Origin of the sequence: Demequina sp. NBRC 110054, assembly GCF_002090115.1 — a bacterium.
GTDB lineage: Bacteria > Actinomycetota > Actinomycetes > Actinomycetales > Demequinaceae > Demequina.
This window is the reverse complement of the sequence record NZ_BBRK01000004.1, coordinates 620,862-638,345: the sequence shown is the minus strand read 5'-3', so window position 1 is coordinate 638,345 and position 17,484 is coordinate 620,862. Positions and strand designations below refer to the sequence as shown.

At 71.0% G+C, this 17,484-nt stretch carries 17 protein-coding genes; 5 read left to right on the top strand and 12 right to left on the bottom strand.

Annotated features, from left to right (window positions below; all coding sequences use genetic code 11):
• Positions 1 to 114: 114 nt before the first annotated feature.
• The 3 genes from B7K23_RS02930 to B7K23_RS15365 form a co-directional block, all read right to left on the bottom strand.
• Positions 115 to 1,389 carry an ATP-binding protein gene (locus B7K23_RS02930; RefSeq protein ID WP_084124914.1) on the bottom strand — a complete coding sequence of 425 codons (1,275 nt, stop codon included), beginning with the start codon at positions 1,387 to 1,389 and terminating at the stop codon, positions 115 to 117.
• A gap of 86 nt (positions 1,390 to 1,475) precedes the next feature.
• Positions 1,476 to 2,423, bottom strand: coding sequence for an NAD-dependent epimerase/dehydratase family protein (locus B7K23_RS02925; protein ID WP_084124913.1), 948 nt, complete (start codon positions 2,421 to 2,423; stop codon positions 1,476 to 1,478).
• A gap of 67 nt (positions 2,424 to 2,490) precedes the next feature.
• Positions 2,491 to 3,096, bottom strand: coding sequence for a TetR/AcrR family transcriptional regulator (locus B7K23_RS15365; RefSeq protein ID WP_159451287.1), 606 nt, complete (start codon positions 3,094 to 3,096; stop codon positions 2,491 to 2,493).
• Between the two features lie 118 nt (positions 3,097 to 3,214).
• Between B7K23_RS15365 and B7K23_RS02910 the strand changes: the two genes are divergently transcribed.
• A complete protein-coding gene (locus B7K23_RS02910; protein WP_159451286.1) occupies positions 3,215 to 3,790 on the top strand; it encodes a dienelactone hydrolase family protein in 576 nt (191 codons plus the stop codon).
• Positions 3,791 to 3,828: 38 nt separating this feature from the next.
• Entirely contained in the window at positions 3,829 to 4,257 is a 429-nt protein-coding gene (locus B7K23_RS02905; protein ID WP_084124910.1) for a cupin domain-containing protein, read from the top strand.
• A 36-nt stretch (positions 4,258 to 4,293) separates the two neighbouring features.
• Here the strand turns inward: B7K23_RS02905 and proC are convergent, their stop codons facing one another.
• The 5 genes from proC to B7K23_RS15610 form a co-directional block, all read right to left on the bottom strand.
• The gene (gene proC / locus B7K23_RS02900) at positions 4,294 to 5,127 is read right to left on the bottom strand and encodes a pyrroline-5-carboxylate reductase (protein WP_143338052.1); all 834 of its coding nucleotides are present in this window, start codon (positions 5,125 to 5,127) and stop codon (positions 4,294 to 4,296) included.
• Positions 5,128 to 5,220: 93 nt separating this feature from the next.
• Positions 5,221 to 5,970 (bottom strand): ABC transporter permease, encoded by a 750-nt coding sequence (locus B7K23_RS02895; protein WP_084124908.1) that lies wholly within the window; start codon positions 5,968 to 5,970, stop codon positions 5,221 to 5,223.
• Positions 5,967 to 6,686 (bottom strand): ABC transporter ATP-binding protein, encoded by a 720-nt coding sequence (locus tag B7K23_RS02890; RefSeq protein ID WP_084124907.1) that lies wholly within the window; start codon positions 6,684 to 6,686, stop codon positions 5,967 to 5,969. The genes B7K23_RS02895 and B7K23_RS02890 overlap by 4 nt, the downstream gene beginning before the upstream one ends.
• Before the next feature lie 40 nt (positions 6,687 to 6,726).
• Entirely contained in the window at positions 6,727 to 7,263 is a 537-nt protein-coding gene (locus B7K23_RS15615) for a TetR family transcriptional regulator (RefSeq protein WP_159451285.1), read from the bottom strand.
• Between the two features lie 53 nt (positions 7,264 to 7,316).
• A complete protein-coding gene (locus B7K23_RS15610) occupies positions 7,317 to 8,618 on the bottom strand; it encodes a hypothetical protein (protein ID WP_159451284.1) in 1,302 nt (433 codons plus the stop codon).
• Between the two features lie 77 nt (positions 8,619 to 8,695).
• On the opposite strand from B7K23_RS15610, the gene radA reads away from it, so the two are divergent.
• Positions 8,696 to 10,087, top strand: coding sequence for a DNA repair protein RadA (gene radA, locus B7K23_RS02880; RefSeq protein ID WP_234996397.1), 1,392 nt, complete (start codon positions 8,696 to 8,698; stop codon positions 10,085 to 10,087).
• Between the two features lie 82 nt (positions 10,088 to 10,169).
• Here radA and B7K23_RS02875 read toward each other — a convergent pair whose 3' ends face one another.
• Positions 10,170 to 10,781 (bottom strand): hypothetical protein, encoded by a 612-nt coding sequence (locus B7K23_RS02875; RefSeq protein ID WP_084124904.1) that lies wholly within the window; start codon positions 10,779 to 10,781, stop codon positions 10,170 to 10,172.
• A 65-nt stretch (positions 10,782 to 10,846) separates the two neighbouring features.
• Between B7K23_RS02875 and B7K23_RS02870 the strand changes: the two genes are divergently transcribed.
• Positions 10,847 to 11,746: an adenine glycosylase gene (locus B7K23_RS02870; RefSeq protein ID WP_084124903.1), complete on the top strand. Its 900-nt coding sequence runs from the start codon at positions 10,847 to 10,849 to the stop codon at positions 11,744 to 11,746.
• A 79-nt stretch (positions 11,747 to 11,825) separates the two neighbouring features.
• On the opposite strand, the gene B7K23_RS02865 is transcribed toward B7K23_RS02870, so the two are convergent.
• Complete coding sequence (locus B7K23_RS02865; RefSeq protein ID WP_084124902.1) at positions 11,826 to 12,842, bottom strand: aldo/keto reductase; 1,017 nt, start codon at positions 12,840 to 12,842, stop codon at positions 11,826 to 11,828.
• Between the two features lie 23 nt (positions 12,843 to 12,865).
• Entirely contained in the window at positions 12,866 to 13,996 is a 1,131-nt protein-coding gene (locus B7K23_RS02860) for a hypothetical protein (protein ID WP_084124901.1), read from the bottom strand.
• Positions 13,997 to 14,107: 111 nt separating this feature from the next.
• Here B7K23_RS02860 and B7K23_RS02855 point away from each other — a divergent pair, with 111 nt between their 5' ends.
• Positions 14,108 to 14,590, top strand: a complete 483-nt coding sequence (locus B7K23_RS02855) for an SRPBCC family protein (RefSeq protein WP_084124900.1) — start codon at positions 14,108 to 14,110, stop codon at positions 14,588 to 14,590.
• Between the two features lie 150 nt (positions 14,591 to 14,740).
• Here the strand turns inward: B7K23_RS02855 and B7K23_RS02850 are convergent, their stop codons facing one another.
• Positions 14,741 to 17,314, bottom strand: a complete 2,574-nt coding sequence (locus B7K23_RS02850; RefSeq protein ID WP_084124899.1) for an ATP-dependent Clp protease ATP-binding subunit — start codon at positions 17,312 to 17,314, stop codon at positions 14,741 to 14,743.
• Positions 17,315 to 17,484 lie beyond the last annotated feature (170 nt).

The window sequence follows — 17,484 nt, the reverse complement described above, 5'->3', positions numbered from 1 at the left end:
GGGAGGGACCTTGAGTCGGGGTGGTCCCTGAGGTGAGGTCCCGGGTCTGGGTCGCACGGGACGCGGAGAACGGTGCCGGTGGGGAAGGCGAGCGTGAGCTCCGGCGAGGTGTGGCTACAGTCGCGCGACGGACTCGATGTCCTCCTCGAACTCCGCGACCACCTCGGGTGCGACGGTCGCGCGCGTCGCTCCGATCGCCTCGAGGTAGTCGGAGGTGGTCGGACCGTCCGCCGCCGCGGCATCGACCACGGCCTTCTCGAGCGCCGACTGGGAGGCGCGCCTCGCGGCGAACTCGATGTCCGCGGGGGTGAAGCCCTCCGACGCGGCGACGAGCTGTGCGAGGTCGACCTCGCCAGCGGCCGGCGGGATGAACCGCTCCCAGATCGCGGTGCGCGCCTCGGCGTCGGGCAGCCCGATCGGGATGACGTAGTCGAAGCGCCCATGCCTGAGGAACGCCGAGTCGAGCGATCGGATGAAGTTGGTGGCGCACACCAGCAGTCGGTCGGGGCGCTCGCGGAAGGCCGGGATGATCTTGAGCAGCTCGTTCGTCACGCCCTGCAGCGGCGAGGGCGGGTCCCCGCGGCGATGGGACGCGATCTCCTCGACCTCGTCGATCAGGACCACGGCGTGCTCGAGCTCGTCGATCTGCGTGAACGTCTCGCGGAGCGCCCCCGCGAGTCCCTTGGGGTCGGCCGCCAGGCGTGACGGGAAGACCTCGACGAACGACCACTCGAGCCGCGACGCGACGGCCTTCGCGAAGGTCGTCTTGCCGGTGCCGGGGGGCCCGAACAGGACGACCGCGCGGGGCGGGGCGACGCCGAAGCGGTCGGCCAGGTCCGGCTGGGCCAATGGCAGCACGAGGCGCTTCTCGAGCAGCGCCTTCTCGTGGCTCATGCCCCCGACCGCGTCCCACAGCCCGCGCGGAAGCACCCGGCCTCCCAGCTCCGCGAGCGGCCCGCGCTCCTCGCGCTGCACGGGCAGCCGGCGCTCGAGGTAGCGCACGGCCTTCTTCTCCGCGAAGCCCGCGTCGCGGTACGCGTCGAGGTAGTCCTGCTCGGCGGGGACCAGGGCGGAGACGGTGGTGACGCCGTCCTCTGCGACCCTGGACTCGAGCGCGCCGAGAAGTCCTGCGCCGATCCCGCGCCCGTGCCACTCCTCGTCGACCGCGTGGAAGACCACCCAGGCCTGGTTGTGCGCGCGTCGCCCGACCGCGGCGCCCACGACCTCGTCGCCGACCGTCGCGACCACCGCATCGTCCTGCTGCGCCGAGTGGAGCACCTCGGCGAGCGCGTAGACCGGCTCGACGCCGGCAGCGCGCGAACGCTCCCAGAGGCGCACGACCTCCTCGAGGTCCTCGGGATGGGCGTCGCGGATCCGCCACGCGGTCATGTCAGCCTCCTCGCACATCGGCGTGCTCACCGGGGTACCCCAGTGGGTATCGAGGCTATCGGGGTCGGAGCGATCCCGCCACAGAGTCAGACGGACGATGCTGAGGCGAGGCCCCTCTTGATGCCAGTGACGGTCGCGTCGATCGCCTCGTCCACGGGCGTCGCCGACCAGCCGAAGCGCGCCTCGAACTCGTGCGCGTCCACCAGGAAGGGGCGGTCGAACTCGTAGACCATCTCGGCGCTCGCGCGGAGCTGGGCGGAGAAGAGCCCCACCATCCGCAGCGGCAGCCCTCGCAGCGCGGCGACCTTGGGCCGTCCATGCTGCCCTGCGCGGCGCCAGATCCGCGCGCACAGGTCCCCTTGCGTGAGGGGCTCGAGCGCGGGGACCACCCACGAGCGGCCCCAGGCATCGTCCGAGTCGCCGATGTCCGCCATGGCGCGGGCGATGTCCGGCGGGTAGCCGAACGCGTGGGGCTGGTCGAGCCGCCCGAGCACCGACATGCGGGCGCCGCGCAGCGCGGGGCCGACCAGGAGGTCACGGGTGAGCGCGTAGTCGGCGCCGAAGAAGTTCGAGGGCCGGGTGAGCGCGACCACGACCCGCCCGGCACGGTGGGCCTCGAGGGCCTCGTGCGCGATCGACTGGCGGACGCGTCCCTTGACCGTCGTGGGCCGCTCGGGGTTGGCGTTGCTCAGCGGACCGTCTGGGGGCCCGTAGGAGTACAGATTGTCGCCGAGGACCAGGCGGGTCGCGGTGGCGCTCGCGGCCTCGAGCACTGACGTGGCAAGGGTCGGGAACGCCTGCTGCCACCGGTGGTAGGGCGGCATGGTGAGCTGGTATGCCACGTCCGCGTCTCGCAAGGCGCGACGGGCGAAGTCGGGGTCGGAGAGGTCTCCGACCAGCAGTTCCGTGCCGGCGGGTATGCCGGCGCGTGAGCCGGAGCGGTTGACCGCGAGGACACGCTGGCCGCGTGCGGTGAGTTCGCGGATGAGTGGGGCGCCGATCGTGCCGGTGCCGAGGACGACGTGGGTGGTCATGATCTCTCCTTGGTTAACGGTGTTAATCGATGGATGTGAAGCGGTCGGAACACTCCTCGCCGGGGCGTCAGGTCAGGGGTGGTGCCGTGAGATCCGCAAGGTGCAGCTCGACGGCGTGGGCGGCGCGAGCGCGCACCGCCTGGGGTTCGAGGATGTCGACGGAGCCGTGCATGGCGAGCGCAAGCGAGACGACGCCGTGCAGGGCGGACCAGACACCAGCCGCCTGCTCACGCGCACTGCCAGGGCGGATCTCTCCCGACGCCTGGGCGGCCTCCATCATGGCGACCATGCCGAGGAAGCTGGGATCCTCGCCGCCGTCGGGAAGCGTCCACTCCTTGGGCCGGACGAACATGACGTCGTAGTGCATCGGGCGCGCGAACGCGAAGTCCACGTAGGCGAGGCCGACGGCGCGTAGCCGCTCGGCGAATGGTTCAGGACCCTGCCCGGCCGCCTCCATCTGTGCCCCGAACTCCGCGAAACCAGACGTGCACACTGCCTGCATCAGGTCGTCCTTGTCGCGGAAGTGCAGGTAGATGGTGGTCGCCGAGTAGCCGATCTCGCGCGCGATCTGGCGCATGGACAGCCCGTCGGGGCCGTGCTGCTCGAACAGCGCGGTCGCTGCGGCGAGGATCGCCGAGCGGACGTCGCGTGTCGCGGGCTGTGTGGCGGTCATGCCTCCAGTGTGCTTAACACCGTTAAGTCGTGTCAACTGGAACCATGGGACGATGCTCGAATCACCCCGGTCGCATCGTCCACGTAGCGTGGGATCACACCCCACCCCGGAGGTCAGCATGGCGACTGTGGTCCTTGTCCACTCGGCGCTCGGGCTCACGTCCCACGTGCGACAGTGGGCCGAGATCCTCGAGCAGGACGGCCACGACGTCCTCGCGCTCGACATGTTCGACGGTCGCACCTTCGATGACGTGGAGACCGCCGTCGCCCACATCGACGCGAGGGGCCCGGATCACTGGATTCCGCGCGCCCGCGAGATGACCTCCGGGCTCAAGGGGCCTCGCATCTACGCGGGCTTCTCGCTCGGGGCCACGCTCGCGACGGCGCTCGCGCTGACCGACCCGGAAGCGAGGGGGCTGATCGCGATGCACGATGCGGTGGCCCCCTCGCGCTTCGGCGTCGAGGCGTGGCCCGAGGGCCTGCGCGTGCAGCTTCACCACTCGGAGGACGACCCGTGGGTCGACCCCGACGAGCGCGCGGCCTTCCTCGCGCTCGCGGGCGACGCATGCGAGGAGTTCCTCTATCCCGGCGACGCGCACCTGTTCGGGTTCGAGGGCTGGCACGAGTACGACGACGCAGCCTCGCACGACATGTACGAGCGCCTCACCGACTTCCTCGCGGAGTTCGACGCCTGATGCTGTCGGACGTTCGCGGGCGCTGACAGACTGTCGCCATGAGCGACTACCAGGTGACCGAGCTCGGAGCCCTCGACGAGTGGCGCACACACTACGGCGGCTTCGTGCCCGACCGTTCTCGCGAGGGGCGCCGGGTCGTGGACCACGAGCTGCCCATGCAGTTCATCGGGATGACCGCGAACGCCCTGGTGCCGGGCGAGGAGGCGGGCTACTGGCACAGCCACGACTCGGACGAGGAGCTGTACGTCTTCCTCGCGGGTCAGGGGCAGATGGGTCTCGACGACGAGGTGGTCGACGTCCAGGCCGGCACGTGCATCCGCGTGGGCCAGGGTGTGATGCGGACCTGGCGCTGCCTGCCCGACAGTGCGACGGAGCTGCGCTGGCTGTGCATCCGCGGCGACGGCGGCGCGCTCCCGCGCCTCCCGGACGATGCGATCCGGGACGAGGATCGCCCCTCGCCCTGGTGATCCGTCCCGGGCTCCAGGCCCCGCTCGGGGCCTCGGTCAGCCCTGCTGAAGCTCCTCGCCGAGCTCCTTCGCGCGCGCGATCGCAGCGTTGGCGCCCGCAGAGAAGACGCCCTGGAGGCCCGCGGACTCCATCGCCGCGAGCGCGGCCAGGGTCGTGCCGCCCTTCGAGCTGACCTTGGCGCGCAGCTCGGCCGGGGTCTCGCCGGACTCCTCGAGCAGCGCGCCCGCGCCGATGAGCGTCTGCGCGGCGAGCGCCTCCGCCATCTCGCGGTCGAGCCCGTTCGCGATGCCCGCGGCGGCCATCGCCTCCGCGACCGCGTAGAAGAACGCGGGCCCTGAGCCCGACACCACGGACACGCCTGCGATGAGGTCCTCGGGGACCCTCACGACGAGTCCCGTGCCCTCGAGGATCCGCTCCGCGAGCGCCATGTGCTCCTCGGTCGCGTGCGCGCCGGCGGAGATGGACGTGGCGCCCTTGCCCAGGCGCGCAGGTGTGTTCGGCATCGATCGCACGACCGCGGTGCCGTCGGCGAGCAGCTCCTCGTAGAAGGACGACGGGAGCGCGGCCGCGACGGTCAGCACGAGGGCGTCGGGGGAGACGGACGGCGCGATCTGCGCGAGCAGTGCGCGCATGTCCTGCGGCTTGACCGAGGTGACCACGACGTCGGCGCCCTCGACGGCCGAGGCCGCGTCCGTCGTCGTCCCGATGCCGTACTCCGCGGCGAGCGGCGCGAGCCGCTCCTCGCTGCGGCCGGCCGCGACGATCCGGTCCGCGGGCCAGCCCGCGCCCCGCATCGCTCCGATCACTGTCGTGCCGATGGTGCCTCCGCCGCCGAGGACGGCGACGCGCGGGAAGTTCGTCTCAGTCATGCGGTCCAGGCTATCGGCCGGGTGCGACATCGCCGTCCCGGGTACGACGAAGCCCGCCCCGCGCGGGCGCGGGGCGGGCTTCGCGGCTCGGGATCAGGCGGTGCGGCGGCGCAGCGTCGTGACTCCGAGCACGAGCGAGCCGACGATGAAGCCGAGCAGGATCGCGACCTCGGGCCAGATCCCCGCGACGTCATCCGCGAGGATGTCGTTGATCGCGTCGATCGCGTAGCTGAGCGGCAGCACCGTGGACACCCAGTAGAGGACGTCGGGCATGTCCTCGCGGTCCATGAACAGGCCCGCGATCAGCAGCTGAGGCAGCAGCACCACGGGCATCATCTGCACGGCCTGGAACTCGGTGCGCGCGAGGGACGATGCGGCGAGGCCGAGCGCGGTGCCGAGCAGGGCGTCGAGCACGATGATGAGGACGAGCGCCCACACCGGTCCCGCCACGTCGAGGCTCAGGACGTACACCGAGTACAGGACGAGCACCGTGCCCTGGACGATCGCGACGAGGCCGAACGCCATGGCGTAGCCGAGCACCACGTCGCCGCGGCGCATCGGGGAGGCCATGAGGCGCTCCATCGTCCCCGAGGTGCGCTCCCGGAGCGTGGCGACCGACGTGATGATGAACATCAGCAGCATCGGGAACAGGCCCATGAGGCGTGCGCCGAGCGGGTCGAACGTCGACATCTGGGTGGTCGGGTCGACCGTGTCCTTGAAGAGCCACCACAGGAGCGTGAGCAGGACGAGCGGAAGGACGAGCATCATCGCGATCGTGCGCTTGTCCGAGCGGAGCTGCAGCAGCACGCGCTTCGCGGTCGCGACCGTCAGCTTGGCGTTCATGCCGCCTCCTTCCCGCGGGCGAGGGCCAGGAACGCGGACTCGGCGTCCGTCGTGCCCGTCTCGGTCGTGATCTCGTCGAGCGTGCCGTCGGCGAGGATGCGTCCCTCGCGCAGGAACAGCAGCCGATCGCATCGTGTCGCCTCGTCCATGACGTGGCTCGACACGAGGATCGTGGTGCCGCCCTCCGCGAAGTGACGGAACAGCTTCCACAGGTCGTCGCGCAGGGCGGGGTCGAGGCCGACGGTGGGCTCGTCGAGCACGAGGAGGTCCGGGTGCCCGAGGATCGCCGCGGCGAGGGAGACTCGCGACAGCTGACCGCCCGAGAGGGTGCCGACGACCTGGTCGGTCTGCTCCTCGAGCCCGACGCTCGCGATCGTGTGGGTGACATTGTCGGCGTCGGCCCCCACGAGGGTGCCGAAGTAGCTGAGGTTCTGGCGGACCGTGAGGTCGCCGTAGACCGACGGCGCCTGGGTCACATAGCCGACGCGGTGGCGCAGCGGCGGGCTCCCGGCATCGATGCCGAACACCTTGACGCTTCCGCCCGCGACGATCTGCGCGCCCACGATCGAGCGCATGAGGGTGGACTTGCCGCCGCCCGAGGGGCCGAGCAGTCCGACGACCGCGCCGCGCGGCACGGTCAACGAGAGGTCGTGGAGGACTTCCTTGCTTCCCCGGACGACCCTGAGACCTTCGATCTCGATCGCATTATTCTCCATGTGAGGAATTATCCTCCTTCTGCGCGTGAGCGCAACCCCCTCAAAGGTCCTGGGTGAGATATCTCTGGAGCGTGGGCCCGTAGATCTCCACCAGCTGCGCCCTGGGCGCCTCCTCCAGTCTGGAGAATCCGAGCAGATGTCGCGCGACGGCGAGCCCGATCATCTGCGAGCCGACCAGCGAGGCGCGCAGAAGTGCCTCGTCCTCGTCGTAGCCGCGGGCGAGCAGCACCTGGAGCATGACGTCGTTCAGCATGACTCCGCGCATCGAGTCCGCGACCTCGTCGAAGGCGATCGCGGTGCGCAGGATCGTGCGCATCTTCACCCCGTCGACCGGGTCGTCCCAGAGCTTCAGGAACTGATCGACCATCGCTGCGCCGAGCTCCTCCTCGGGCACCTCGATGAGCCTGGCCAGGCGAGGGTCGTCGCGCTCGGCGGGGCGCAGCGCGGTGACGAACAGCTCGACCTTGGAGCCGAACCAGTGCCTGACCATGGCGGGGTCCACGCCTGCCGCGCGTGCCACTGCGCGCATGGAGGCCGAGTAGCCGTCGCGCACGAAGACGTTCGCCGCTGCGGACAAGATCTCGGCGCGGGTGTCCGATCCCGCGCCCCGGGGGCCCCTCGGCGCGGGGGTCACAGCCCGTACAGGCGGTACAGCTCCAGCAGCTGGTCGTGGTCGCCCGTCGCCACGAACACCGCGGTCCCGTTGCGCCACACCACGGTCGAAGCGTCGCCGTCGTCGATCACGGCCGCGGCGCCGACGACCTCTCCTGTCGAGTCCTCGACGCCGCCGAGGTCCTCGCCACCCTTGGACAAGGTGTTGTAGGCCTTCTTCGCCTTGCCGGCCTTGTAGTGCTGGATCGCGAGGACGTCGATGATGTCCGTGCCGTCGCTGTACTGGAGGTCGTAGGCCTCTGCCGCCTCCTGGGGGAGGTCGGACTCCTCGGGGTCCAGCGTCTCCGCGTTGGTGAGTGCGAAGACCCCTGCGGTGAGCGGGATCGCCGCGAGGAAGTCGGTCGTGTCCGTGAGCTCGATCGGTGAGATCGTCGGGCCGTCCGGGCCCGCCACGCGGATCTCGCCGTCGACGACGACCGGATCTGGGGAGAGGGCTGCGACCGCGCCGTACGCGGCGCCCGCCCAGACCACGAGGCCCGCGAGCACGAGCAGGATGATGACGACGATCGAGGCGCGGGGCCGGGTGGGACTGTCGCCGTCGGACGAGGCGGGGCCGTGCTCGTCGGAGCTCGGCTCGGTGGGGGAGGCGTCGTCCGTGGGCACCTCGGTCACGGTGGGCCCGTCCGCATCTCTTCGCTCTCCGGGCTCCTCGAGGGGATCCGCTCCAGCGAAGGCCGCCATCATGGGCAGATCCGCCGTGCGCGGGCCCGCCGAGGCAGCCGTGGCATCCGCGGGTCCTTCAGCGGCCTCGGGCGCGCGGTCGTCGTCCGCCTCGTCGGGCGCATCCGAGAGCGCGACCGGCGCGAAGATCGTGCGTGGCTCGAAGCGGGGTGTGAACGGGATCTCGTCGTCGCCGAAGGCCGGTGCCGGAGGCGACGCGGGCGCGGGGCCGGAGCCTGCGGGCCGCAGCCATCCCGCGGGGAGGCTCGCCGTGGGAGCCCCGGAGGCCTCGCGCGAGGCGTTCGTCACCGCGGTCGAGCCGAGCAGCTGCACGTCGTCCGTGGTGGCATCGTCGCCGTTGCCACGCGACTCATAGGGCGAGACCGGGCGGCCCGCCACCGGTGCGAACGGGATGCTGCCCGTCGTCGGCAGGATCTCGTCGTCGCCAGGGGGAGTGACTGCGGGGATGACCTCGCCCTCGTCCCCCTCGATGGGCTCGGGAGCCATCGATCCGGCGGGGACGGGGAGGCTCACGCGACGTGCTTCGCCGTCCGCCGCCTCCTCAGGCGTCGGCTGTGACGCGCCGCGAGTGTCCGACATGGCCCCAGCCTAGGGCGTGGTTCCGACAGCGGGCCGAGGCGCGCGGCATGTCGGACCGCCCGGCTACCGTGTCCTCCATGGCAACGAACCGTCGAAGCGCCCCTGCGTACCGCTGCACGGATTGCGGGTGGACCGCGGTCAAGTGGGTGGGACGATGCGGCGAGTGCCAGGCCTGGGGGACGGTCGTCGAGGCGGGGGCGTCGGCCGCGGGTCCGGCGACCAAGGCGACCGCGCCCACGCAGAAGGCCACCCCGATCCCGGACGTCTCGGCCGAGTCCTCGACGCGACGTCCCACCGGGGTAGGCGAGTTCGACCGCGTGCTGGGTGGCGGCCTGGTGCCGGGTGCGGTGATCCTGCTGGCCGGTGAGCCGGGGGTCGGCAAGTCCACGCTGCTGCTCGATGTCGCCGCCCGGGCCGCGAGGTCCGGCGAGCGGGTGCTCTACGTGACGGGTGAGGAGTCCGCGGGCCAGGTGCGGCTGCGCGCCGAGAGGATCGGCGCGCTCGAGCGCGGCGTGCTGCTCGCCGCCGAGACCGACCTGGGTGCGGTGCTGTCCCACATCGATTCCGCTGAGCCGGCGCTCATGATGGTCGACTCGATCCAGACTCTCGCCTCCGCGGAGATCGAGGGCACCGCGGGCGGCGTCGGCCAGGTGCGCGAGGTCGCGCAGTCGCTGATCCAGGCGGCGAAGACGCGAGGGATCCCCACGGTGCTCGTGGGGCACGTGACGAAGGACGGCTCGGTCGCCGGGCCTCGGCTCGTCGAGCACCTCGTGGACGTGGTGTGCCAGTTCGAGGGCGAGCAGCACTCGGCGCTGCGCCTCCTGCGGGCGATCAAGAACCGCTTCGGCTCGGTGGATGAGGTCGGCTGCTTCCAGCTCGTGGACGACGGCATCGAGTCGGTCTCGGACCCGTCGGGCCTGTTCCTGTCCCACGACGGCGCGCACGTGCCCGGCACGTGCGCGACCATCACCCTCGACGGCAAGCGTCCGCTGCCGTCCGAGATCCAGGCGCTCGTCGCGCCGTCCGCGCTGAGCAATCCGCGCCGCGCGACCTCGGGCATCGACGGCGCGCGCGTGTCGATGATCCTTGCCGTCCTGCACAGACGCGCGGGGCTCGCCGTGGCCGCCGACGACGTCTACGTCTCGACGATCGGAGGCGCGAGGGTCACCGAGCCCGCCGCCGACGTCGCGCTCGCGCTCGCGCTCGCATCCGCACGACTCGACCGACCGGTGAGAGCGGGCTTCGCCGCGGTCGGTGAGGTCGCGCTGTCGGGTGCGATCCGTCCCGTGAGCGCGCTGTCGCAGCGGGTCGCCGAGGCGGGAAGGCTCGGCTTCCGCGATGTGGTCGTCCCTGCGGCGGCCAAGAATGTCAAGGCTCCGAGCGGGGTGAGGCTGCACGCGGTCTCGACGCTCGCGGAGGCGGTCCACGTCGCTCTTCCCGCAGAGGACCGCGAGGCCGCGCCGTTCTAGGCAGGTCCCACGGAGGTGCGCGCAGCCGATCTGCGCGTCGTGGCCGTGCGGCGGGGCTGGGCGGAGGAGCCGGATGTCGCGCCTATGCGGCGAGCTCGAACTGCGTCGGCTCGGCCTCGATGCCCTGGAGCGTGAGGGTCGCCCAGTAGAAGCCGGCCTTGGTCTCCTGCGACGGCTCTCCACACTCGGGCGCGGACCAGTTGCCGCTCCAGGTGACCTTGAAGGACTCCGTCGCACCGTCGGAGAGCAGGAGGGCGCGCTCCTTGATGGGGGACTCCTCGACGCAGTCCGCTGTCGAGTAGACCTCCACGTCTCCCGTCGTGATGAGGAGGGTGCTGTCCGCGCCGCCGGTCGCGAGGAGGCACGCGGACGAGCCCACGTGCGCAACCTTGACCTTGAAGACGGGTGCGGTGCCGAGCGCATTGGTGAAGTCGACCGGGTTCACGGTGACCTCGACGTCGTCGACGCCGCACGCGCGGCTCGCGTCGGCGGCTGTGGAGTCCGTGGCATCCGCGCTCACGCTCGTGGTGGCGGCGGGCTCGTCGGTTCCGGCGTCGGTGCCGTCTCCGTCCGGAGAGAAGATGAGGAACCACACGACCACGACGACGAGCGCAGCGACCGCGAGGAGCAGCAGGCGTCGCATCCAGTAGACCCGTGCGGGCTGCTGGCCCACCGGGTGACGCAGACCGTCCATGGCCGCTCCTTCCTTCCCGTACGTCACTTCACGGTAGTCACGCGGAGCGCTGGAACAATGAAGCCATGCCGACCACCCCGCAAGCAGTTCACGACGCCCGGATGGTCGAGGAGGTCATCGGCTGGTTCTCGCGCGAGGCGCGCGATCTCCCGTGGCGGAGGTCGGACTGCTCGCCGTGGGGTGTGCTCGTGAGCGAGGTGATGCTCCAGCAGACCCCGGTGGTGCGCGTGGAGCCCGTGTGGCACGAGTGGATGCGCCGGTGGCCGACCCCGGGTGAGCTCGCGGGTGAGGCCCAATCCGAAGCCGTGCGGGCCTGGGGCCGGCTCGGCTACCCCCGCCGGGCCAAGCGGCTATGGGAGTGCGCCGTCGCGATCGTCGAGCGGCATGGCGGCGAGGTGCCCTCCGACGAGGAGGAGCTCCTGGCGCTGCCCGGTGTCGGCGCGTACACCGCGGCCGCCGTCGCGGCGTTCGCTTTCGGTCAGCGGTCGGTCGTCCTGGACACCAACGTGCGGCGAGTCATCGGGAGGGCGTGGGAGGGCCGCCCCCTTCCCACCCTCCACCAGACGGTGGGGGAGCGCGCGCGTGCCTCGTCCCTGGTGCCGGACGAAGCGGCGCGGGCTGTCGCGTGGGCTGCCGGCTCGATGGAGCTCGGCGCGCTCGTGTGCACCGCTCGGGTGCCCCGGTGCGACGAGTGCCCGCTCGCGTCCGACTGCGCGTGGCTCGCCGACGGTGCGCAGGGGCTCGAGGCCGCGCCCCGTCGCGTGCAGCCGTGGCACGGCACGGATCGTCAGGTGCGAGGGCGGATCATGGCGCTGCTGCGCGCGACCCATGCACCCCTCACCGTGACGGGGCACGCGCTGCTCGAGGACGTCGAGCCGGGCCAGCTCGACTCGTGCCTCGAGTCACTCGTCGACGACGGCCTGGTCCGGCTGGTCGACGAGGCGCGCGGCACCTACTCGCTGTAGCCGAGCCCAAGCCCGGGCGGCCTGCGCTATCCGCCGGTCGACCGCATCGTCCGTGGCTACCGCATCGTCCAGGCGCGGCCTAGAGCCACTCGGTCCCGTGGACCGCGTGCGGCTCGATCGCCTCGAGCTCCTCTGCGCTCAGCGGGTCCGCGTCGAGGGCGGCGAGGTTCGCGTGGAGCTGCTCCACCGAGGACGCGCCGATCAGTGCCGAGGTGACGCGGTCGTCGCGCAGCACCCATGTGAGCGCGAGCTGCGCGAGCGACTGCCCGCGCGCGACTGCGATCTCGTTGAGCGCCTGCGCGCGCTCAAGGTAGAGGTCCGTGATGTTCTTCTCGGACAGGAACGCGGAGTGGGTGACGCGCGAGCCCGCGGGGATCCCGCCCAGGTAGCGGTCGGTCAGCAGCCCCTGCGCGAGCGGCGAGAAGACGATCGCGCCCGCGCCGACGTCGCCGAGCGCATCGAGCAGGCCGCCCTGCTCCACGCGGCGGTCGAACATGTTGTAGCGGGGCTGGTGGATCAGCAGCGGCGTGCCGAGCTCGCGCAGGATGCGCGCCGCCTCGCGGGTGCCTGCCGCGTCGTAGTTGGAGATGCCTGCGTACAGCGCCTTGCCCGAGCGCACCGCCTGGTCGAGCGCCATCATCGACTCCTCGATGGGCGTGTCAGGGTCGGGTCGGTGGTGATAGAAGATGTCGACGTAGTCGAGGCCCATGCGGGTCAGGGACTGGTCGAGGCTCGACAGCAGGTACTTGCGCGAGCCCCACTCGCCGTACGGGCCGGGCCACATGTGATAGCCGGCCTTGGTGCTGATGACGAGCTCGTCCCTGTAGGGGCGCAGGTCCTCGGCGAGGATCCGCCCGAAGTTGGTCTCCGCGCTTCCGGGAGGAGGTCCGTAGTTGTTTGCGAGGTCCATGTGGGTCACGCCGGCGTCGAAGGCGGCGAGGACGATGTCGCGCATCGTCTCGTACGGCTTGGTGTCGCCGAAGTTCTGCCACAGTCCGAGGCTCACGCCAGGGAGCCGCAGGCCCCAGCGTCCGCATCGGCGGTAGTTTATGGTGTCGTAGCGGGCAGCGTCGGCCACATACGGATCGTGAGTCATACCGCCAGCCTATTGCGGACCGCTCAGTTGGCCTGCTCGGAGAGCAGCGCGTCCAGCGTGGTGGCAGTCGGCACGCACCGCCCATCCTCGCGTGTGCCAAGCGCAAGCCACTCCCCGATGAAGAGCAGCCGGCTGCACGACGTGACGGACACCAGCTGCTGTCCCGAGGCCCGGTCCCAGATGACGACGGACCCGTCAGCGTCGAGATCCTCGAGCACTCGTGCGGCGACGACCTCAGTCCCCAGGTACACGTCGCCGACGATCCCCGACACGACGCCAGTCTGGGTCGCTCCGTCGTTCTGCCACACCACCGTGTCAGTGCTCCCGGAGCCCGTCGGGGACCCCGCCACGTCGTCGCCGCACGAGGTCACGGGAACGAGGGTGTCGTAGCCCGCGGGCGTCGGGAGCACCTCGGTCCGGGTGCGCGATCCTCCGCGGACCGTGAACGACAGCGGTTGCAGGACCTGGTCTTCGTCGAGGCCGTGCACGCCCACCGAGAAGTCGGCGCCGTACTCGCCGCAGGCATCGGGGAAGAAGCCGAGGTGCGAGTCGGACCGCCACGTGGTGAAGGCCCCGGTGGCGGGGTCGACGATCCCCAGGGAGGTGCCCTCGAGGCCCGAGGCGTTGGGCATGCGGCCCACGGCGGTGAGCCCCCCGTCGACGAACCAGAGGGAGCCCCAGCCGACGTCGAGCGCCTCCCCGTCGCGAACGATCTCGCCGACCTTGGCTAGGCCGGCGTCGGTGCCGGTCCACAGGCCGTAGGTGCGGCACTCGTCGTCCCCCTTGCTTCCCGAGGTGAACGCGACCGCGATCCTCTCGCCGTCGAGCGCGCCGGACGCCTCGACCACGCAGCTCGAGGGAGCGTCCTGGGGGGCGAGCACCTCGGTGACCTTGCCGGAGGTGCTGAGGAGCGCGACCCCCGGGGCCTGTCCCGCGTAGTAGTCGTCCTCGTCTGGAGTGACCTCGTAGAAGGCGACGAGCAGCGTCCCGTCCGGGGCGAGCGCGAGCACCCGGTTGTCCTCCCATGCGCGCGGAAGCGGGCCGTCGTCGAGGGCCGAGGCGACGGCTCCGTACGCCCAGCTCGCGCCCACGCCGAGCACCACGGCGCCCGCGGCCACCGCCACGGCGATCTTCAGTCGAGCCCCCCTCGCCATGCGCACACCCTAGCGGCACCCGGTGCGCTCGTCGCCGACGCGCGTCCGCCTGGCGACTTTGCTACGTTCCGAAGGAGGGCCGCACCCCGGGCGGCCCGTGGGGAGTGGATCATGGCCAAGGACGAGTGGAGCGTCGACGTCTCGGTCGACATCAAGGCGCCGGTCGCGACCGTGTGGGAGATCCTCACCGATCTCGACGGTGCGCCCGACGTCATGACGGGGATCCTGGCGATCGAGCGGCTCGGCGGTCCGGACGGGTACGAGGTGGGGACGCGCTGGCGCGAGACCCGCAAGATGTTCGGCAAGGAGGCCACCGAGGACATGGAGGTCGCGTCGGTCGTGGCTCCTCGCGAGACGACGGTGGTGGCGCACAGCCACGGTGCGGATTATGTCTCCGGCTTCACGGTGGAGGAGCTGCCCGGCGGCACCCGCCTGACGATGCGGTTCACCGGCAGCCCGAGCGACGACGCGTCTGGCTTCTCGCGATTCATGGCCAAGGTCACGGCGCCGCTCGGCGCCTCGGCGACCCGCAAGGCGATGCAGACCGATCTCGACGAGATCAAGGCGGTAGCGGAGGCGCGCGCGGACGGGTGAGCGACGCGCAAGGGGCGAGCGCACGGGACGGGCGCGCCGGGACGATGCGGCACCTACGGCGGCGCGCGCCCACCCGCCCCCCGCATCGTCCAGGAACGACGAAGGCCCGCCACCCCTGACGGGATGACGGGCCCTCGGTGAAGCCAGAGGCTAGGAGGCGTCTCCGCGGTGCGACTCGACGTCGGCGCCCTCGGCCTTGTGGTCGGTCGTGTCGGTCGCGGTGCCGACGATCGCCTCCGCGGTCGGCTCGCCGGTCACGTCGTCCTTGTCGAGGCCCTCGAAGGTGAACTCGCCGAGGATGCCCTCGCCCTGAGCGTCCACGCGGACGATCTGGCCCGAGACGACCTCGCCGAAGAGGATCTTCTCCGACAGCGTGTCCTCGATGTCGCGCTGGAGGGCGCGGCGCAGCGGACGTGCACCGAGCACGGGGTCGTATCCCTTCTCCGCGAGCAGCTCCTTGGCCGCGGGCGTGAGCACGATGCCCATGTCCTTGTCCTTCATGCGCTCGTCGAGGCGGGCGACCATGAGGTCGACGATCTGGATGATCTCCTTCTGCGTGAGCTGCGGGAAGACCACCGTGTTGTCGACGCGGTTGAGGAACTCGGGGCGGAAGTGCTCCTTGAGCTTGGTGCTCACCAGGCTCTGCATCTCCTCGTACGTCTGACCGCCCTCGCGCTGGACCGAGAAGCCCGTCGCCTGGCGGCGCGAGATCGCGTCCGCACCGAGGTTGGTGGTCATGATGATGATGGTGTTCTTGAAGTTCACCTCACGGCCCTGGGCATCGGTCAGCTTGCCGTCCTCCAGGATCTGGAGCAGCGAGTTGAAGATGTCCGGGTGGGCCTTCTCGACCTCGTCGAACAGGACGACGGAGAACGGCTTGCGGCGGACCTTCTCGGTGAGCTGGCCGCCCTCCTCGAAGCCGACGTAGCCGGGAGGCGCACCGAACAGGCGGGCCACCGTGTGCTTCTCGCCGTACTCGGACATGTCGAGCGAGATCAGCGAGTCCTCGTCGCCGAACAGGAACTCGGCGAGCGCCTTGGCGAGCTCGGTCTTTCCGACACCGGTCGGGCCGGCGAAGATGAACGAGCCACCGGGACGCTTCGGGTCCTTGAGGCCGGCACGCGTGCGGCGGATCGACTGCGACAGCACCTTGACGGCCTGCTCCTGGCCGATGATGCGCTTGTGCAGCTCCTCCTCCATGCGCAGGAGGCGGCCGGACTCGTCGGAGGACACGCGCGTGACGGGCACGCCCGTCGACATCGACAGCACCTCGGCGATCAGGTCCTCGTCTACGACGGCGGCGACGTCGAGGTCGCCCGACTTCCACGCCTCCTCCTTGGTGGAGCGCTCCTCGGTGAGGCGGCGCTCCACGTCGCGCAGCGACGCGGCCTTCTCGAAGTCCTGCTCGTCGATCGCGGACTCCTTGTCGCGACGCACGTTCGCGATCTTGTCGTCCAGGTCGCGCAGCTCGGGCGGGCTCGTCATGCGGCGGATGCGCAGGCGCGCGCCCGCCTCGTCGATGAGGTCGATCGCCTTGTCCGGCAGGAAGCGGTCGGAGATGTAGCGGTCGGCCATCTGCGCGGCGGCGACGATCGCATCGTCCGTGATCGTGACGCGGTGGAACGCCTCGTAGCGGTCGCGCAGACCCTTGAGGATCTCGATCGCGTGGGCGAGCTCGGGCTCCGGCACCTGGATGGGCTGGAAGCGGCGCTCGAGCGCGGGGTCCTTCTCGACGTGCTTGCGGTACTCGTCGAGCGTCGTCGCGCCGATGGTCTGCAGCTCACCGCGGGCCAGCATGGGCTTGAGGATCGACGCGGCGTCGATCGCGCCCTCGGCGGCACCCGCACCGACGAGGGTGTGGATCTCGTCGATGAACAGGATGATGTCGCCGCGCGTGCGGATCTCCTTGAGGACCTTCTTGAGGCGCTCCTCGAAGTCACCGCGGTAGCGGGAGCCCGCGACCAGGGAGCCGAGGTCGAGCGTGTAGAGGTGCTTGTCCTTGAGGGTCTCGGGCACGTCGCCGCGCACGATCGCCTGGGCGAGGCCCTCGACGACGGCGGTCTTGCCGACGCCGGGCTCGCCGATGAGGACGGGGTTGTTCTTGGTGCGGCGCGACAGGACCTGCATGACGCGCTCCTGGATCAGCTCGCGGCCGATGACCGGGTCGAGCTTGCCCTCGCGCGCGGCCTGCGTGTAGTTGCGGCCGAACTGGTCGAGCACGGTCGAGCCGGCGGGCGTGCCCTCGGCGGGACCGGAGCCTGTACCGGCGGCGGCGGGCTCCTTGCCCTCGTAGCCGGACAGCAGCTGGATGACCTGCTGGCGCACCCCGCCGAGGTCGGCGCCGAGCTTGCCGAGCACCTGGGCTGCGACGCCCTCGCCCTCGCGGATCAGGCCGAGCAGGATGTGCTCGGTGCCGATGTAGTTGTGTCCGAGCTGAAGCGCCTCGCGCAGCGAGAGCTCGAGGACCTTCTTGGCGCGCGGCGTGAAGGGGATGTGACCGGAGGGGGCGTGCGAGCCCTCGCCGATGATCTCCTGCACCTGCTCGCGGACGCCGTTGAGGGAGATGTCCATGGCCTCGAGCGCCTTGGCTGCGACGCCCTCGCCCTCGCGCACCAGGCCGAGCAGGATGTGCTCCGTCCCGATGTAGTTGTGGTTGAGCATGCGCGCCTCTTCCTGCGCAAGCACGACCACACGCCGGGCTCGATCGGTGAACCGCTCGAACATGTGAACCTCCCAAAGAGTTGTCCGGCCGAGGCCGGGAGTCGCGGCCCTCGCACACTGCCAAGGGTCGCCACACGGGATACACCGCCCCCGTGCTGTTCCAGGCTAACCAGCGGCAGGGGCACCGAATGCCCGTGTTCGCCAGGGGCGTGATGCTGTTCACCCACAGGAAA

Bases quoted from the DNA above. Each gene is read 5' to 3' on its own strand.
- B7K23_RS02905 (WP_084124910.1), top strand. From the start codon at position 3,829: ATGAGCGACTACCAGGTGACCGAGCTCGGAGCCCTCGACGAGTGGCGC.
- B7K23_RS15365 (WP_159451287.1), bottom strand. From the start codon at position 3,096: ATGACCGCCACACAGCCCGCGACACGCGACGTCCGCTCGGCGATCCTC.
- B7K23_RS02855 (WP_084124900.1), top strand. From the start codon at position 14,108: ATGGCCAAGGACGAGTGGAGCGTCGACGTCTCGGTCGACATCAAGGCG.
- B7K23_RS02870 (WP_084124903.1), top strand. From the start codon at position 10,847: ATGCCGACCACCCCGCAAGCAGTTCACGACGCCCGGATGGTCGAGGAG.
- B7K23_RS02860 (WP_084124901.1), bottom strand. From the start codon at position 13,996: ATGGCGAGGGGGGCTCGACTGAAGATCGCCGTGGCGGTGGCCGCGGGC.
- B7K23_RS02890 (WP_084124907.1), bottom strand. From the start codon at position 6,686: ATGGAGAATAATGCGATCGAGATCGAAGGTCTCAGGGTCGTCCGGGGA.
- B7K23_RS02895 (WP_084124908.1), bottom strand. From the start codon at position 5,970: ATGAACGCCAAGCTGACGGTCGCGACCGCGAAGCGCGTGCTGCTGCAG.
- B7K23_RS02875 (WP_084124904.1), bottom strand. From the start codon at position 10,781: ATGGACGGTCTGCGTCACCCGGTGGGCCAGCAGCCCGCACGGGTCTAC.
- B7K23_RS15610 (WP_159451284.1), bottom strand. From the start codon at position 8,618: ATGTCGGACACTCGCGGCGCGTCACAGCCGACGCCTGAGGAGGCGGCG.
- B7K23_RS02865 (WP_084124902.1), bottom strand. From the start codon at position 12,842: ATGACTCACGATCCGTATGTGGCCGACGCTGCCCGCTACGACACCATA.
- B7K23_RS02850 (WP_084124899.1), bottom strand. From the start codon at position 17,314: ATGTTCGAGCGGTTCACCGATCGAGCCCGGCGTGTGGTCGTGCTTGCG.
- B7K23_RS02910 (WP_159451286.1), top strand. From the start codon at position 3,215: ATGGCGACTGTGGTCCTTGTCCACTCGGCGCTCGGGCTCACGTCCCAC.
- radA (WP_234996397.1), top strand. From the start codon at position 8,696: ATGGCAACGAACCGTCGAAGCGCCCCTGCGTACCGCTGCACGGATTGC.
- B7K23_RS02930 (WP_084124914.1), bottom strand. From the start codon at position 1,389: ATGACCGCGTGGCGGATCCGCGACGCCCATCCCGAGGACCTCGAGGAG.
- proC (WP_143338052.1), bottom strand. From the start codon at position 5,127: ATGACTGAGACGAACTTCCCGCGCGTCGCCGTCCTCGGCGGCGGAGGC.
- B7K23_RS02925 (WP_084124913.1), bottom strand. From the start codon at position 2,423: ATGACCACCCACGTCGTCCTCGGCACCGGCACGATCGGCGCCCCACTC.